The sequence below is a fragment of the Prochlorococcus sp. MIT 1318 genome (assembly GCF_047304505.1).
GTDB lineage: Bacteria > Cyanobacteriota > Cyanobacteriia > PCC-6307 > Cyanobiaceae > Prochlorococcus > Prochlorococcus marinus_D.
Window position 1 is genome coordinate 815,563 of record NZ_CP138958.1, and the last position, 18,115, is coordinate 833,677.

Annotated in this window: 8 protein-coding genes; 5 read left to right on the forward strand and 3 right to left on the reverse strand. The window is 51.9% G+C overall.

Annotated elements, in window-relative coordinates; all coding sequences use genetic code 11:
* Window positions 1-37: 37 nt before the first annotated feature.
* Genes SIB66_RS04115 through SIB66_RS04125 form a run of 3 tightly spaced genes read left to right on the forward strand, consistent with a single transcriptional unit; the run spans window position 38 to window position 2,927 of the window.
* Entirely contained in the window at window positions 38-910 is an 873-nt protein-coding gene (locus SIB66_RS04115) for a hypothetical protein (RefSeq protein WP_063405958.1), read from the forward strand.
* Entirely contained in the window at window positions 907-2,109 is a 1,203-nt protein-coding gene (locus SIB66_RS04120; RefSeq protein WP_063405957.1) for a glycosyltransferase family 4 protein, read from the forward strand. The genes SIB66_RS04115 and SIB66_RS04120 overlap by 4 nt, the downstream gene beginning before the upstream one ends.
* Entirely contained in the window at window positions 2,106-2,927 is an 822-nt protein-coding gene (locus SIB66_RS04125) for a hypothetical protein (RefSeq protein ID WP_063405956.1), read from the forward strand. The genes SIB66_RS04120 and SIB66_RS04125 overlap by 4 nt, the downstream gene beginning before the upstream one ends.
* Here SIB66_RS04125 and SIB66_RS04130 read toward each other — a convergent pair.
* From SIB66_RS04130 to SIB66_RS04140, 3 genes are read right to left on the reverse strand one after another with little or no spacing between them, the layout of a single operon-like run.
* Window positions 2,914-3,975 carry a tetratricopeptide repeat protein gene (locus SIB66_RS04130; protein ID WP_063405955.1) on the reverse strand — a complete coding sequence of 354 codons (1,062 nt, stop codon included), beginning with the start codon at window positions 3,973-3,975 and terminating at the stop codon, window positions 2,914-2,916. The genes SIB66_RS04125 and SIB66_RS04130 overlap by 14 nt on opposite strands.
* Window positions 3,972-5,207 carry a glycosyltransferase gene (locus SIB66_RS04135; RefSeq protein WP_063405954.1) on the reverse strand — a complete coding sequence of 412 codons (1,236 nt, stop codon included), beginning with the start codon at window positions 5,205-5,207 and terminating at the stop codon, window positions 3,972-3,974. The genes SIB66_RS04130 and SIB66_RS04135 overlap by 4 nt, the downstream gene beginning before the upstream one ends.
* A gap of 12 nt (window positions 5,208-5,219) precedes the next feature.
* The gene (locus SIB66_RS04140; protein ID WP_236070158.1) at window positions 5,220-6,134 is read right to left on the reverse strand and encodes a hypothetical protein; all 915 of its coding nucleotides are present in this window, start codon (window positions 6,132-6,134) and stop codon (window positions 5,220-5,222) included.
* A 241-nt stretch (window positions 6,135-6,375) separates the two neighbouring features.
* Here SIB66_RS04140 and SIB66_RS04145 point away from each other — a divergent pair, with 241 nt between their 5' ends.
* Window positions 6,376-11,655 carry a beta strand repeat-containing protein gene (locus SIB66_RS04145; RefSeq protein ID WP_413681402.1) on the forward strand — a complete coding sequence of 1,760 codons (5,280 nt, stop codon included), beginning with the start codon at window positions 6,376-6,378 and terminating at the stop codon, window positions 11,653-11,655.
* A gap of 527 nt (window positions 11,656-12,182) precedes the next feature.
* Window positions 12,183-18,113, forward strand: a complete 5,931-nt coding sequence (locus SIB66_RS04150; protein WP_413681404.1) for a hypothetical protein — start codon at window positions 12,183-12,185, stop codon at window positions 18,111-18,113.
* Window positions 18,114-18,115 lie beyond the last annotated feature (2 nt).

Consider the following 18,115-nt stretch of genomic DNA (forward strand, 5'->3'; position numbering starts at 1 on the left):
ATGTTCATTGTTTGTTGATCCAGAAACGGGTTCCCCTATGCGTCTATTGATCGGAGTAGTGCATTTTTACCGATCAGGTGATGGGCGGCATGGCTCATTAGCTGCAGATCCGGCTCCGAGGATTAGAGCTCTTAGTCAACTCATACTTAGCTTGCATCGCCTATTTGGTGCTTCAGCTGCCACGCTTAACCATTGTCAGCGCAGGGTTGATGCCGTGGTAGATGGTGGCGGGGAAGTGGATTTGCGGATCTGCGTCATTGGCGGGGATCATGTTCTTGATCAACTGCCTGAGCTTTCAACTTTATATCGTCAGACTTGCTGTGATGTGGAAGATCCACGTCTGCTCGGATTTGCCTGTCAGCAGATGTTGGCCATGGTGAGCAGGAAGGCAAAGGAGGATGGGAATCCCTACGATTATATTGCTTATTTAGAGGATGATATCGTGATTACCGATATTGATTTCTTCTTGAAATTAAGGAACTTTAACTATGCTTTTGGTGATAACTATCTGCTTATGCCTAACCGTCTAGAAACAATGGAGAATTCTGGCCACATAAGCCGCTTTTACATCGACGGTGATTACAATCCTTTGGCATCTGAGGCCTATCGCCGTAGCGGCTCTCATCAGCTGTGTTTGGAGCATCTTGGCGAAATGATTCGCTTTGATCAGCCATCTAATCTTCATTCTGGCTGCTTCTTTTTAAATCGAACTCAGGCCGAGATTTATCGTTCTAGTGGTCATGCAGGCGAGGTGGATATAACTTTTCATGGTCCTCTTGAAAGTGCGGCAACTCTTGGAATGTTAAAGACTTTTCAGGTGATGAAACCTGCTCTTGAGAATGGACGCTTTCTGACTGTTGAACATGCTGGTCGCAATTTCATGAACCTTGTCAAGTCGTTGTCTCGATGAGAAAAGCTCTGATTGATTGGCCGCTCACGCCATATACCGGTTGGGGAAATTACGGTATTCAGCTTGCTCAGGCACTGATGGAGCAGGGTTGTTATCAGCCTGTTTTGGTGGCACCTAATGACCGCACGGATCACTGTGATTTGCACTGGTTGGCAGCTCTTGAGTATCTCGAATCTGGCTCAAAAAGTATTTGTCGCTCTCTAGAGGAGGCCACTGAGAAGGGAGCCCTACCTTTGCCCACCTCCGCTGCTGTTGCTTTCTCACCCCTGGGAAATGTCGTACCACCTCCTCGCTGTCAGGCGCAACGCCACGTTGGTGTCACTTTTTTTGAATGTAGTGATTTTTCCAAGCAGCAGTTGGAAACCTTGCAAACCTTTGATTTGGTGGTGACGGGCTCTCGTTGGAACCAGTCTTTGTTGCAGCATCTGGGTGTATCACAATCCCAGCTTGTCCATCAGGGTGTTGATACGGGGTTATTTAATCCTGCGCCAGTTCCGAAGCTGATCAAACGCTCGCTAGTGATTTTTTCTGGTGGCAAACTTGAGACCCGTAAGGGCCAGGATATTGTCATTGCTGCCTTTCGACGCTTATTGCAACTCCATCCTGATGCTTTGTTGATAGCTGCCTGGGGGAATGTGGGCAACGTGGCTGTCGATACTATTGGTGGCTCTCCCTATGTTCAGGGAGCTCCTAAAGAGGGCCGCGCTCAGGGTATTTCTGCTTGGTTAGATGCTAATGGAGTGGTTGACAAAAACGTCTGGGTTTTGCCATGCCTAGTGAATCGTCAGTTGCCCAATCTAATCAAGCAGGCTGATGTGGCAGTTTTTGCCAGCCGTTGTGAGGGTGGTACCAATTTGATGGCTATGGAAACTCTGGCTTGCGGTGTGCCGACTTTAGTAAGTGCCAATACGGGTCACCTTGATTTGCTGGATATAGGAATGGGGCACTGTTTGCCAGTGGGCGTTGCTGGTGTTGGCTGTGTTAATCCAGATTTAATTGCACGTTATGGTCGAGACAAGCGTGGTTTCTGGGGGGAAACTGATCCAGATGAGCTGTTGCAATGGTGGTTAAAGATCATCTCTGAGAAGGCTTCCTGGCGGCGTCAAGGTCAACAGCAGGCAACTGCCATGCAAGGCATGAGTTGGAAGATGAGTATGAAGCGATTGATGAATTTGCTGAAGGAGTTGGAATCTCCGTGACCTGGCCAAATATTCATGACCAGTCAGTGTTGCTGATCACACTTGATTCCTGTCGATATGACACCTTCCGAGGCAGTGCCACTTCTGCAATTTCAGCGGTAGCTCCTTTGCATCGTGCTTGGGCACCAAGTCATTTCACCTTTGGGTCCCACTCCGCAATATTCAAGGGGTTTCTCCCGAGTGTTCTGGAGCCTGCACCATTCCTGAATTCAAAGTTTGCCAAGCTTTTTCGTTTGGCCCATGGTGGTTGGCCAGGCAAGCAGGGAGAAATTTTTCAATTGGAGGGTCCGTCAATCATCGAAGGTTTTCGACGCCTTGGATACCCCACAATTGGTACCGGTGCTGTGGGTTGGTTTGATCCCAATAGCGAGACCGGTCGATGTCTCACTGAGGAATTTGATCAGTTTTTTTTCCCAGGTTTCACCTGGGGACTTCCTGACCAGTTGGACTGGTTGGAGCGAACCCTCAAGCTCTTGCCTGAAGGCCCTGTTTTGATTTTTTTAAATATAGGCGAGACTCATGTTCCCTATTGGTATCAGGGTGCAAATTGGGACCCTGAAGATAATCCTTGTGTGCCTTTTCAGACTGTGAATCGCCGCAAAGATTGTCGACGCCGGCAACGCTGGTGTTTGGAGTACGTGGATGGTCAGTTGTTCGATTTGCTTCAGGCCTTTTCTGCTGCAACGATTGTCATTACAGCCGATCATGGTGATTGTTGGGGTGAGGATGGCCTTTGGGAACATGGCATTTCCCATCACCGCACCTTAGAGGTACCTTTGCTCATGCGCGTGCGGGGCTGCCCGATCAGTCGGGTTTAAGAGGGTGAACCGTGAGATTCTTGTGCCAGAGCGCTTGTATCCCTGGGAATTGTCGCCATCGCCAGTCCGGTGGATGGCCTAACAATAAATCCACTTGGCAACCTGCTCCTCCAGCCAGGTGGGAAACGGCCGTATCCACACTGATCACCTTTTGGCATTGGCTAATAAGATCAAGTGTATTCAGCCAGTTCCGTGAGGGGCTGATGAGGCCGAGCCTTTTGTGGGCCTCATATTCATCGGTCTGCAGGCTAAGTAGAGGAAGATTGGGATTCATGCTCTGATGTTGCAGCATCAGACGCTCTGGCGAGCTGCTTTTGTAGGCATGCATGGTTTTATCTTTGGGATTGCTCGCCCAACAGATACCGATCTGGTTGCGTTCAGATTTGTCTTGGATTGTCCAGCTGTTTTGGCGGAAGTTCCTGCCCCAACTGGTGTCGATATCCATTAGAGGAATCAGACTCATCAATGGAATTTGCTCACCTTGATTTCGATCCACTACCGAGCGATTTACTACCTCATTTAATGGCCAGGCCAGGCGTTGGCGGAAGATATTGATCTGACTGGCATCTACGGCCCAACGCACTCTCTCCCCTCTTTTGATCAGTGGCAGTGTATATCGCACGAATTGGAAGGCATCGCCCATGCCAACGTCATTCCAGATGGTTAGGGTTCGACCCTTGAGGGGATCACCCCGCCATTGGCTTTGTAGGAATGTTTCTTCTGCAAAACGCTGGCCATGCCAGTACCAACCCTCGGCAAAATCTCCTTTCCAAAGCAGCAGGAATCCAAGGTTTTTAGCTGCGCTTCGCCGGCATTTGATATCAGGGCTCTTAAGGGCAATGCGGTAACAGCGTTCGGCAGAATTCACTTGACCTTGCTGCATTAATGCAAGGCCTAGGTTCACAAGAATCCCTGGTTCATCGGCCATCAGCTTGTAGGCCTGACGCAGCAGTGTCTCGGCGGCCACTGGATCTCCTGCGGCAAACATGTCGAGACCGGCACTGTTGCAGGACACGGGATCAGCATTGCGCTGCCCGTTGTTGATCATTCAGCCATGACCCTATCGATTAGCTCCAGCTGAGCCTTTAGGCAACTGTTGAGGTCATAGCCTTTGTTGATGATGCTTTGGCGGGCCGCTATCCCTAGATCCCGGCGTTTCCACTCATCGTTCAAAAGCTGATCAACTTGTTGTGCCAGAGCCTCTGGGTTGAAGAAATCCACCAACATGCCCTGCTTGCCAGTTTCAATCATTTCTTGAACGGGTGGTGTTGAGCTGGCTACCACACAGCAACCACTACTCAGAGACTCCATCAGGCTCCAGCTGACAATGAACGGCACTGTCCAATAGACATGTACCCAGCTACGACGCAGTACGGAGAGATACTCCTCATATTGAAGAGCGGGCAGGATATGGAGGCGACTGGGGTCCATCGACCATTCCTTCAGCGCCCATTCTCTCCAGCTCAGGCCATCTCCTCGCTTGGCACCGTAGGCGACATTATCGGATCCAACCAACAGTATATGGGTCCTCGGATTGCGTTGCAGGAGTGTTGCCAGGCCTTCGGCAACTTGAGGCCATCCTCGGTAGGGCTCGAAACATCGGGTTACGTAAGTAACCAAAGGAACCTTGGCGGGTATTTTTACATCGCGGATGTCTAGTGCATTTTGTCGTTGTTCGGGCAGGAACAGTTGCAGGGTTTCCACGTCGATGCCATCAAAGACCACATTCAGCAGGCCTCTGACTTTTTTCGGAAATTGGGCCGCCTGCCAGTGGGTTGGGCAGAGCGCTCCGTCTGTTTTTGCCAGATCCATCATGATCGGACTGTTGTAGGTGTGAACCCTTAGAGATGTGTCTGGGCTGGGAGGCTGCTTACTGCCAAAGCCCACATCTGACCCTCTGCTGTTGTAATACCATTCGAAGTAGCCAATGAATTTGGCCTTCGGCCACACCTCTTTGAGATAAAGAGTGTTCCCGAAGCCAGAATGGCCGACAATTAGATCTGGTACAAATCCCTGCTGATTCAGCCGCATGGCTTCGCGAAGGGCTGCCTGACCATGAAGAACAGCAGTTTCGTAACGTCTCAGGTAAGGATGACAAAGATCACCCTGCGGATCTCGTCCAAGCTGGTAACGAGCATGTCGCAAGCCTTCAATGTCAGTGGCGGTCCATTCTCTGTTTTGGGAGAGAAAGACCACTTCGTGCTGCCTATCGGCAGAAAAGTGGCAGCTCAGATGGCGAAATTGGGCGGGATAATTGCAATGAACGAAGAGGATTCGCACGTTTTACTTTTCTCAAGCGGCGCTCATGGAGCAGTAGCGTTTAAAGCCTTCGATGAACCAGGCGGGAAGGTTCTGCTCAGGATTGGCAAGTCTCACACTGCCTGGATTAGAAAAAAGAATGGCTGCGATGAAGCGTTGTATCCCTCCTTCCGCATGCAAGCTCCTAGGCGTTGTTGTCAGCCAATGCTGGAGTGAGTTCTGCTGTTCTGTTTCCTGGGCATTGAGAGGCTCTCTTTGAACTCCACTTTGGGCCATGGCCCAGAAGCGATCACCGAAGTCTGCTTGAAAATGCCGCCCGAGTTCTTCCTGTGGTGTGGCCAAGATCAAGCTGATCGTCTGCAGGCGGATATCTCTGAGTTCCTCCAGGATCTCTTGATCTTCTGGGTCAATGTAATAAAGGTTGGATAGGCCTAATACTCTATTGAGAAAGATCCGGTCTTCAAATGAAGGTTGCCCTTCTGAGGTTGGATCTTGCTGGACTGTTGTCGTATGAACAGGATCAGGGGATGTGGTGCTCTTTTCATAGCGGTTGCTATATAGCGTTAATAGCCAGGCTGGTAGCTTTAAGGATGCTTCTTCTACTTTCAACTGGCCTGGAGGGAAAAAAGGCATTAAGGCCAAGAGCACTGCCCAACCCTCTTGGGTTTCGCATCCTTTATGACGCAATTGCTGACTCAGCTCGTTTTTCTGTTGTTGGGTTGCTGTATTCGTGAATCCTTCTTTTGTGCAGCATCGTTCTAGGAATAATCGATAAACGCGTCCGAAAGGACTGTTAAGAAGCGGTTCTAGAAAATCTGTTGGCGCACTTGTAATGAACTTTGCCAGGTCAATACAGCATTGCTCTACCTGCTCAGCTTCAGGATTTGGCTGTGCTGCAAGTGCTTCAGCTTTGTTCAGTTGCCAGGCCATGACGTGGAAATTCACCATGCTCATTTCGACCACTCAAACACAGCCCCTCCCTGGTGCCACTGTTGAAACTGTTTGCCAACGACTTGTTTAATGTTGACCTTTAGGCAATCCCTTATGTAGCCTCGCCATTGTATGAATGGACTAGTTTTGGGCTGCAGGGGACTTTATATGTCCCTGTTAGGCAAGTTCAATACGTCGAGTTGCGGCTCGGCTGTCCAACCCCACAGAGCCACACGGCACCATTAATAGAACCTCCTAAATGGCGAACATCAACAGCACGATTACAGGCTCCAATACAGGGGACACTCTCCTGGGAACAGCTACTGATCAGCTGATTCAGGGGGGTACAGCCGGAGACAGTATTGGCTCGAATTACGCCAACAGTTGCTTGGTTGGTGCGGGCGGCGCTGATAGCTTCTTTGCAAATTCGAAAGTTCCCGGCCTGGGTGCTAACAACACGGTTGAGGGTGGTGAAGGTGCTGACAGCTTTAATTTTGGAAATTACGACTTAGCTGGTGCTGCTCTCTATGGCAACCAGGCAAACGATAGTTTTGATCTGCAAGGCGAGCTGAATACTTCCAGTCTTTATGGAGGTCAAGGAGAAGACAGCATCCGTCTGCGTGACGATGTCAACAATGCCTATTTAGAGGCCAATAGCGGTAACGACACGTTCAACATTGCTGGTGGCGTTACAAACAGCTTCTTGCATGCTGGTGCTGGTGACGATACTTACACCGTTTCAGGAGTAGTTAGTAATTCAACGCTGAGTGGCGGCAGTGGCGCTGATCTGCTGAATCTCACCAAAGCAGTGACGGGTTCAAATCTTGATGCTGGACCTGGTGACTCAAATGACACGATTGCTGTTGCGAGTTCAGTGGTCAGCAGCTCGCTGTCTGCTCAAGATGGTGATGATTCGATCAGCATTGGCAAAGGTCTGACCGGTAGCACGATGACCGGCGGCAGTGGTGCTGACACGCTCAATATTTCCCTCAATGCCCTGAACAGCTCCATTCTGGGTGGTATTGGCGCTGATTTGATCAGTGTCGACGGCAGCGTGAGCGCTACCACTGTCTTTGGTGCTGATGGTGCTGACACCATCACCATCAGCGGCAATGTTGTCGGTAATTCACAGCTTTATGGCAACAAAGACGATGACAGCATCAATGTCGGTGGTTCTGTAACCAGTAGCTCCGTTTTAGGTGGTCAGGGCAATGACACTCTGATTGTCGGCGGCAGTGTGGTCGGCGGCAATGTTGAGGGTAATTCCGGCAATGATTCGATTTCGATTGCTCAGCAAGTCAGCAATTCGTTGATCGCTGGTGGCCAGGGCAATGACAGCTTGAGCATCGCTGCTGTTGTTGGCGGTCAAGTCGGCGGTCAGCTTGGCGCTGACTCGTTGAGCGTGGGCGGAAAGGTTGTAGATGCTCTGGTGAGCATGACTTCCGCTGGAGACCCTGATAGCACAAGCGATGAGGCTGACACCTTGAAGGTGGTTGGCTCGGTTTCCAACAGCACCATTTACGCCGGAGCTGGTGAAGATTTCATCAGCTTGGATAGCCATCTACTGTCCGGTTCGCTGTATGGCGGTAGCGGTAATGACACGGTGCTTGTCGGTGGCAGCCTTTCTGGCTTGACCGCTTTGAACGACGGAGATGATTCGCTCAGTGCAGGTACTGCTAATGCCGCGAGTGTTCTTGGTGGCAGTGGTTCTGACACGATCGCTATTGCTGGTAAGGCTAAGAACTCGTCGCTGGTTGGTGGTATTGGTGCCGACAGCATCCTGATTACTGGTGCGGCCAATGGCACGACGATGTTTGGTGGCAATCCTGCTGATGGCAGCGATGCAAATGATGGTGCGGACTTAATTACTGTTGGCGCTGCTTCTGCGTCTTCCTTCTACGGCAATGCTGGCGCTGACACTTTGAGCGTGGCTGGCTCTGCCACAGCGACATCGATGTATGGCGGAGAGGCTAACGACTTAATCAGTATCGACGGCAATTTCAGTGCTGGTGAGATTTTGGGCGGTAGCGGTGTTGACTCGGTGATCATCACCGGAACGCTTCAGGGTAGTGGCGCTGTTTACGGCGATTCGACCCCTTCCACAGAAGAAGCGGATGACAGCATCAAGATTGGAGCTATCTCTAAGGGGGTTGTCTACGGGAACTTTGGTAATGACACCATCAGTGTGGGCACTGATGCCACGGCGGCATCGCTGTATGGCGGCTCCGGTAATGATGTCTTCACGATGCGCTCGCTCTCTGCGGGCATTATTGAAGGTGGCAAAGACGCGGATACCGTCACGCTTACGGGCCAATTATTAGGCGGAGCGAGCATTTTTGGCGCCAGTAACGGCAATTCCGAGGGTGATGGTGCTGACATGTTCAGCATTGAGGGAGGCATCTCTGAGGGTGGTGTCTATGGCGGCTCGGGTAACGACACCTTCCGTGTCTCTGGTACTGGAACGAAGGCCACGGTCTATGGCGGCGAGGGCAATGACTCCGTCGATTTCACCGGTCAAGCGGTTACATCTTCTTATTTCCAGGCCGGCATTGGCGAAGACACCTTCAAGATGGCTGCTGTCACAGCTTCCACCATCTTTGGAGACGAGTCCAGTGGCAGCACTGGCGGAGCTGACTCGATCTCGATTACAGGCCAGGTGAGCAGTAGCAAGATCTACGGCAATTTCGGTAAAGATCGAATTTCCTTCGACAGTGGTGTGATTGCCAGCAGCATTTACGGCGGCTCTGGTAATGATTCCGTCTGGGTGGTGAACGGAGCCTCCACCTCTGCGCTGATCGACGGTGGTGTTGGTGCTGACTTCCTCAGTGTTAATGGCCTTGCCGGTACATCATCTTTGATTGGTGCTGCTGATGATGACACCATCCAAGTTGCTGGTGCTTCTACTCAGTGGTACGTGGATGGTGGTGATGGTAATGACAGCCTCTCCATTGCTGGTCTGAATGAGAAGACGAGTGTTCTTGGTGGCAGTGGTAACGACACGATTACGATCGTGAGCGTTTCCAAGGGCTACCTAGAAGCCAACGTTGGCGCAGACAGCATCGTTGTTGCTTCTGGTGCTATTAGCAGTTCGCTCCTTGCTGGCAGAGGCGATGACCTGATTTCGATTTCAGGCGGTATGACCGCGGATTCGATTTATGGCGGCAGCGGCAATGACAGCTTCAACTTCACCGGTGGTTCGGCTACGAGCGATACCTTGGTTGATACCGGCGCTGGTATCGACTCCGTCCTCTTTGGTGATACCAATAATCTGGTCACCATCAGTGGTGCATTAACCAGTACCACTGTTAAGGGTGGAGCTGGTGCTGACACGTTCTACATCGGCGCTGCGATGAGCAACGGCTACATCAGCTCCGATGCCGGCTCTGATCTCATCAACTTCGCTTCTTTGTCGGCGCTGGCCAATGGCACCACGATTGCCGGTGGTGCGGGAGCTGATTCGATCAGTCTCTACGGCGGAGCCAATAGTTTGGTTCTCGATCTCTTCTCTGGTGACAGCCTGTTTGGTGGATCTGGTGATGACTCACTGACCTTCACTGGTTCTGTGGTCGGTGGCAGTATCTCTGCTGGTGCTGGTGCAGACAGCATCGTGATGTCCGGCACCAGAACGACTGGTACAGCAGGCGTAACCATCGATATGGGTGCTGGTGCCGACAAGGTTCTGTTCACGAAATCGAGCGAGAATGACACGGTCAAGGTGGCAAGCGCAGCTACGACTGGTAATAAGACGATTACCTATCAAGAAGCAGCAACATCAGCTGTGATCACGACCGGTAGTGGTGCCGACTCGATCACCTTTGAGAAGGCCTTGACTGGTGTGAACAGCATCACAACCAACAGTGGTAATGACTCTGTTCGTTTCTTGGATAACGCGAGCGGTATTGCCACCTTTAACCTTGGAGCTGGAGCGGACTATGTGTTTGCATCCAACATTGTTCAGGCCAGCAACGTCTCTGGTGGTGCGGGAGCCGACAATTTCACGATCAGCACGCTCAGCAATGCAGCCATTTATGGCGGTGACGATGTCGATGTCGTCAAGATCACGGGTGGCCTTTATGGCTCCACGATTGACTTTGGAGCAGGCAATGAAGCGTTCACGCTCAGTGTGAAGGCCTCTAATACAACCATTGCGGGTGGCGCTGGTGCCGACACCTTTGTAGTGACCACTGCTGCGGCTGTGACTGCATCGAGGTTCGATGGTGGTGCTGGTAACGACAGCATTTCTTTTGCTCAAACTCTGAGTGGCAGCAGCGTCCGTGGGGATGCTGGATCTGACGTGATGGTCTTTGCCAGCACCGTTACTGCCTCGTCTGTTTTTGGCGGCACAGGCAAAGACACCCTTCAATTCGCTGCTCTTGTAGGAGCCACAACGATTGATGCCGGTACGGACAATGACACCTTGATATTCAGTGCAGGCGGTAACTACTCCGATACAACTGTCTCTGGTGGTGGTGGTGATGACTCAATTAAGTTCGTCAGCGCTGCTAGCAACGTTCATGCTTCTACTGATTCCGGAGCTGATTCCATTTGGTTCGGTGGTGCGTTAACGAGCTCCACAGTTGATGGTGGAGGCGGCAAACAGACGATCGTGTTCAGCAGTGGTGCAGATGATGTGCGCTTCGGCGGCAGTTTCGGTGGTGGCTTCATCAGCCTCGGTGCTGGTACTGACACGATCTCCTTCGTTGGTGCGAAGATCGCTGGTACCACCATCACTGGTGTTGATGACGATGACACTCTGACCTTTGAACTCGCATCTGAGGTCACCGCGGTGTTCGGCAGTGCGATCGGAACTGGAGCTCAGGTGAGCTTTGGAGAAGGAAAAGATATGGCGACCTTCTCTGGTGCGATCAGTGCGGCTTCCCTCTACGGCGGCGCGGGTGCTGACACCATGCACTTCTCGAGCAGCAATGTTGGAGGAGCCACCATCGATGTTGGAGCTGGTGCTGACAGCATTAACTTCACCAGCGCTGCTCTTGCTGGCACGACTGTTTACGGAGGAACTGGCGATAACGCTATCGATACCTTTACTGGAAACATTTCAGTGGGCGTTGGTGGTGTGAGCTTCTGGGGTGGTGGCGGAGCAGACGTCTTCAACTTCACTTCTATTAGTAATGCCACTAACACGGCTTATTTCTGGAACGAGCATGCCGGCACAGATTCGATCATCCTTGCTGGGGCGACTCAGGTGACTGGTGGTTTTGGCTTTGGCATTACTGCTGCCTCAGGCATGATCATTAGTTACGGAACGAATGGGGACATCTCTTCGACTGATATCTTCAGTGCAGCGACCTCGAATCTGTTCTCGATTGGTCTTGACTCTTCGGCCACCGGCAACAGCAGCTTGGTGACGATGGGTAGCACCGGAACCAGCCATATATCCTTAATTTGGACCAGTGGAGCTATGGTCACTTTCGTTGGTGCCGCAGGCATTTCGGCCGATTTCTATCAGCAAGCAGGCTTTGTGGCTGGTGCTGGTACGGCCAACTTCGGTATCGGACAGGGCTTCCCAACCTTCAGCTGATATCTCTCTATTCGTCAGCCAATTTCAATCAAGCCCCCGCAAGGGGGCTTTTTTATTGCCTTTTCGTGCTCCTTTAATCTCTTGTTAATGGCATGGTCTTGTGATCGATAACAGCTTTGTGCCGCTTTCTCCTTGGGATGATGTCTTTTGAAAATGGATAGCTACCAGTACTTACGTATTGGGGCTTGCTTTTTCGTTGACGCTATTACTAATTTTTGAGCGAGTCACTACAACGACTACTACTGACTTGGAGCCTAAATTGCAATCAGCCAAGTAAGCAGTAATTACATGCTTGGCGTGAACAAACCAGCTAATAGTTGGTTTGTCTTACGGCTTTTCAACAGCCTTGGTAATGGATTTTGACCATTGCGCTAATAGGTTATTGACCTGGCTCAGCTTCGTATGTATTGTTTGCGATGGATTATGTATTCGGCACCTTTTTAGTGCCTTAGTACTAGTCGTCGTCGAGTTGCGGCTCGGCTGTCCACCCCTCAGAGCCGCACGGCACCCTTAAGCAGAACCACCTAATGGCGAACATCAACAGCACGATTACAGGTTCCAATACAGGGGACACTCTCCTGGGAACAGCTACGGATCAGCTGATTCAGGGGGGTACAGCCGGAGACAGTATTGGCTCGAATTACGCCAACAGTTGCTTGGTTGGTTCTGGGGGCGCTGATACCTTCTTTGCGAATTCGAAAGTTCCGGGGCTTGGTGCTAACAACACGGTTGAGGGTGGTGACGGTGCTGACAGCTTTAATTTTGGAAATTACGACTTAGCTGGTGCTGCTCTCTATGGCAACCAGGCAAACGATAGTTTTGATCTGCAAGGCGAGCTGAATACTTCCAGTCTTTATGGAGGTCAAGGAGAAGACAGCATCCGTCTGCGTGACGATGTCAACAATGCCTATTTAGAGGCCAATAGCGGTAACGACACGTTCAACATTGCTGGTGGCGTTACAAACAGCTTCTTGCATGCTGGTGCTGGTGACGATACTTACACCGTTTCAGGAGTAGTTAGTAATTCAACGCTGAGTGGCGGCAGTGGCGCTGATCTGCTGAATCTCACCAAAGCAGTGACGGGTTCAAATCTTGATGCTGGACCTGGTGACTCAAATGACACGATTGCTGTTGCGAGTTCAGTGGTCAGCAGCTCGCTGTCTGCTCAAGATGGTAATGATTCGATCAGCATTGGCAAAGGTCTGACCGGTAGCACGATGACCGGCGGCAGTGGTGCTGACACGCTCAATATTTCCCTCAATGCCCTGAACAGTTCCATTCTGGGTGGTATTGGCGCTGATTTGATCAGTGTCGACGGCAGCGTGAGCGCTACCACTGTCTTTGGTGCTGATGGTGCTGACACCATCACCATCAGCGGCAATGTTGTCGGTAATTCACAGCTTTATGGCAACAAAGACGATGACAGCATCAATGTCGGTGGTTCTGTAACCAGTAGCTCCGTTTTAGGTGGTCAGGGCAATGACACTCTGATTGTCGGCGGCAGTGTGGTCGGCGGCAATGTTGAGGGTAATTCCGGCAATGATTCGATTTCGATTGCTCAGCAAGTCAGCAATTCGTTGATCGCTGGTGGCCAGGGCAATGACAGCTTGAGCATCGCTGCTGTTGTTGGCGGTCAAGTCGGCGGTCAGCTTGGCGCTGACTCGTTGAGCGTGGGCGGAAAGGTTGTAGATGCTCTGGTGAGCATGACCTCCGCTGGAGACCCTGATAGCACAAGCGATGAGGCTGACACCTTGAAGGTGGTTGGCTCGGTTTCCAACAGCACCATTTACGCCGGAGCTGGTGAAGATTTCATCAGCTTGGATAGCCATCTACTGTCCGGTTCGCTGTATGGCGGTAGCGGTAATGACACGGTGCTTGTCGGTGGCAGCCTTTCTGGCTTGACCGCTTTGAACGACGGAGATGATTCGCTCAGTGCAGGTACTGCTAATGCCGCGAGTGTTCTTGGTGGCAGTGGTTCTGACACGATCGCTATTGCTGGTAAGGCTAAGAACTCGTCGCTGGTTGGTGGTATTGGTGCCGACAGCATCCTGATTACTGGTGCGGCCAATGGCACGACGATGTTTGGTGGCAATCCTGCTGATGGCAGCGATGCAAATGATGGTGCGGACTTAATTACTGTTGGCGCTGCTTCTGCGTCTTCCTTCTACGGCAATGCTGGCGCTGACACTTTGAGCGTGGCTGGCTCTGCCACAGCGACATCGATGTATGGCGGAGAGGCTAACGACTTAATCAGTATCGACGGCAATTTCAGTGCTGGTGAGATTTTGGGCGGTAGCGGTGTTGACTCGGTGATCATCACCGGAACGCTTCAGGGTAGTGGCGCTGTTTACGGCGATTCGACCCCTTCCACAGAAGAAGCGGATGACAGCATCAAGATTGGAGCTATCTCTAAGGGGGCTGTCTACGGGAACTTTGGTAATGACACCATCAGTGTGGGCACTGATGCCACGGCGGCATCGCTGTATGGCGGCTCCGGTAATGATGTCTTCACGATGCGCTCGCTCTCTGCGGGCATTATTGAAGGTGGCAAAGACGCGGATACCGTCACGCTTACGGGCCAATTATTAGGCGGAGCGAGCATTTTTGGCGCCAGTAACGGCAATTCCGAGGGTGATGGTGCTGACATGTTCAGCATTGAGGGAGGCATCTCTGAGGGTGGTGTCTATGGCGGCTCGGGTAACGACACCTTCCGTGTCTCTGGTACTGGAACGAAGGCCACGGTCTATGGCGGCGAGGGCAATGACTCCGTCGATTTCACCGGTCAAGCGGTTACATCTTCTTATTTCCAGGCCGGCATTGGCGAAGACACCTTCAAGATGGCTGCTGTCACAGCTTCCACCATCTTTGGAGACGAGTCCAGTGGCAGCACTGGCGGAGCTGACTCGATCTCGATTACAGGCCAGGTGAGCAGTAGCAAGATCTACGGCAATTTCGGTAAAGATCGAATTTCCTTCGACAGTGGTGTGATTGCCAGCAGCATTTACGGCGGCTCTGGTAATGATTCCGTCTGGGTGGTGAACGGAGCCTCCACCTCTGCGCTGATCGACGGTGGTGTTGGTGCTGACTTCCTCAGTGTTAATGGCCTTGCCGGTACATCATCTTTGATTGGTGCTGCTGATGATGACACCATCCAAGTTGCTGGTGCTTCTACTCAGTGGTACGTGGATGGTGGTGATGGTAATGACAGCCTCTCCATTGCTGGTCTGAATGAGCTGACGAGTGTTCTTGGTGGCAGTGGTAACGACACGATTACGATCGTGAGCGTTTCCAAGGGCTACCTAGAAGCCAACGTTGGCGCAGACAGCATCGTTGTTGCTTCTGGTGCTATTAGCAGTTCGCTCCTTTCTGGCAAAGGCGATGACCTGATTTCGATTTCAGGCGGTATGACCGCGGATTCGATTTATGGCGGCAGCGGCAATGACAGCTTCAACTTCACCGGTGGTTCGGCTACGAGCGATACCTTGGTTGATACCGGCGCTGGTATCGACTCCGTCCTCTTTGGTGATACCAATAATCTGGTCACCATCAGTGGTGCATTAACCAGTACCACTGTTAAGGGTGGAGCTGGTGCTGACACGTTCTACATCGGCGCTGCGATGAGCAACGGCTACATCAGCTCCGATGCCGGCTCTGATCTCATCAACTTCGCTTCTTTGTCGGCGCTGGCCAATGGCACCACGATTGCCGGTGGTGCGGGAGCTGATTCGATCAGTCTCTACGGCGGAGCCAATAGTTTGGTTCTCGATCTCTTCTCTGGTGACAGCCTGTTTGGTGGATCTGGTGATGACTCACTGACCTTCACTGGTTCTGTGGTCGGTGGCAGTATCTCTGCTGGTGCTGGTGCAGACAGCATCGTGATGTCCGGCACCAGAACGACTGGTACAGCAGGCGTAACCATCGATATGGGTGCTGGTGCCGACAAGGTTCTGTTCACGAAATCGAGCGAGAATGACACGGTCAAGGTGGCAAGCGCAGCTACGACTGGTAATAAGACGATTACCTATCAAGAAGCAGCAACATCAGCTGTGATCACGACCGGTAGTGGTGCCGACTCGATCACCTTTGAGAAGGCCTTGACTGGTGTGAACAGCATCACAACCAACAGTGGTAATGACTCTGTTCGTTTCTTGGATAACGCGAGCGGTATTGCCACCTTTAACCTTGGAGCTGGAGCGGACTATGTGTTTGCATCCAACATTGTTCAGGCCAGCAACGTCTCTGGTGGTGCGGGAGCCGACAAGTTCACGATCAGCACGCTCAGCAATGCAGCCATTTATGGCGGTGACGATGTCGATGTCGTCAATATCACGGGTAGCCTTTATGGCTCCACAATTGACTTTGGAGCAGGCAATGAAGCGTTCACGCTCAGTGTGCATGCCTCTAATACCACCATTGCGGGTGGCGCTGGTGCCGACACCTTTGTAGTGACCACTGCTGCGGCTGTGACTGCATCGAGGTTCGATGGTGGTGCTGGTAACGACAGCATTTCTTTTGCTCAAACTCTGAGTGGCAGCAGCGTCCGTGGGGATGCTGGATCTGACGTGATGGTCTTTGCCAGCACCGTTACTGCCTCGTCTGTTTTTGGCGGCACAGGCAAAGACACCCTTCAATTCGCTGCTCTTGTAGGAGCCACAACGATTGATGCCGGTACGGACAATGACACCTTGATATTCAGTGCAGGCGGTAACTACTCCGATACAACTGTCTCTGGTGGTGGTGGTGATGACTCAATTAAGTTCGTCAGCGCTGCTAGCAACGTTCATGCTTCTACTGATTCCGGAGCTGATTCCATTTGGTTCGGTGGTGCGTTAACGAGCTCCACAGTTGATGGTGGAGGCGGCAAACAGACGATCGTGTTCAGCAGTGGTGCAGATGATGTGCGCTTCGGCGGCAGTTTCGGTGGTGGCTTCATCAGCCTCGGTGCTGGTACTGACACGATCTCCTTCGTTGGTGCGAAGATCGCTGGTACCACCATCACTGGTGTTGATGACGATGACACTCTGACCTTTGAACTCGCATCTGAGGTCACCGCGGTGTTCGGCAGTGCGATCGGAACTGGAGCTCAGGTGAGCTTTGGAGAAGGAAAAGATATGGCGACCTTCTCTGGTGCGATCAGTGCGGCTTCCATCTACGGCGGTGGTGGTGCTGACACACTGCGTTTCACAGGCGCTGTGGGGTCGAGCGCGACAATTGATGCCCTTTCCGACAGTGGAGACAAGGTATTCCTTACTGGAAGCAACACGGTTGTCTTCGGTCCTGCTGTCACGCTTGGAGCTGGCTCTCAGCTGAGTTTCGGCTCTGGCAACGACCTGGCGACCTTCTCTGGCAATGTCACGGCCGGTGCCAATATCTACGGTGGTGCCGGTACTGACACCTTGCGCTTCAGTGGTGACTTTGGAGGAACGATTGATGCTCTTGCTGACAGCGGAGATTTAGTCATCCTTTCTGGAACCAACACTGCGCTATTCACTGGCGCTCTTGGTACTGGATCCATTGCAAGCTTCGGTGCTGGTAACGACATGGCTACCTTCTCAGGAGCCATTGGAGCAGGCACCATTTACGGTGGTGCTGGTACTGACACCTTGCGTTTCACCGGCGCTGTAGATACGAGCGGCACGATTGATGCCCTTGCTGACAGTGGAGATCAACTGCTGCTGCATGGAACCAACACAATCGTATTTAGCAATGCCATAGCCACCTTTGCTGCTGGATCTATGGTGAGTTTCGGCGCCGGTAAAGATATGGCGACCTTCTCTAGCTCCGTCGCAGCAGTTTCGATCTACGGCGGCGCGGGTGCTGACACCTTGCGCTTCGCTAGTGATGTTGGAGGAGCCACAATCGATGTTGGAGCTGGTGCTGACAGCATTAACTTCACCAGCGCTGCTCTTGCTGGCACGACTGTTTACGGAGGAACTGGCGATAACGCTATCGATACCTTTACTGGAAACATTTCAGTCGGCGTTGGTGGTGTGAGCTTCTGGGGTGGTGGCGGAGCAGACGTCTTCAACTTCACTTCTATTAGTAATGCCACTAACACGGCTTATTTCTGGAACGAGCATGTGGGCACAGATTCGATCATCCTTGCTGGGGCGACTCAGGTGACTGGTGGTTTTGGCTTTGGCATTACTATCGGCGCAGGCATGATCATTAGTTACGGAACGAATGGGGACATCTCTTCGACTGATATCTTCAGTGCAGCGACCTCGAATCTGTTCTCGATTGGTCTTGACTCTTCGGCAAATGCCGGCAACACCAGCTTGGTGACGATGGGTAGCACCGGAACCAGCCATGTATCCTTAATTTGGACCAGTGGAGCTTCGGTCACTTTCGTTGGTGCCGCAGGCATTTCGGCCGATTTCTATCAGCAAGCAGGCTTTGTGGCTGGTGCTGGTACGGCCAACTTCGGTATCGCACAGGGCTTCCCAACCTTCAGCTGATA

Excerpts from the sequence above, each read along its gene's own strand:
- SIB66_RS04120 (WP_063405957.1), top strand. The coding sequence starts at position 907 with ATGAGAAAAGCTCTGATTGATTGGCCGCTCACGCCATATACCGGTTGG.
- SIB66_RS04130 (WP_063405955.1), bottom strand. The coding sequence starts at position 3,975 with ATGATCAACAACGGGCAGCGCAATGCTGATCCCGTGTCCTGCAACAGT.
- SIB66_RS04150 (WP_413681404.1), top strand. The coding sequence starts at position 12,183 with ATGGCGAACATCAACAGCACGATTACAGGTTCCAATACAGGGGACACT.
- SIB66_RS04115 (WP_063405958.1), top strand. The coding sequence starts at position 38 with ATGCGTCTATTGATCGGAGTAGTGCATTTTTACCGATCAGGTGATGGG.
- SIB66_RS04140 (WP_236070158.1), bottom strand. The coding sequence starts at position 6,134 with ATGGTGAATTTCCACGTCATGGCCTGGCAACTGAACAAAGCTGAAGCA.
- SIB66_RS04145 (WP_413681402.1), top strand. The coding sequence starts at position 6,376 with ATGGCGAACATCAACAGCACGATTACAGGCTCCAATACAGGGGACACT.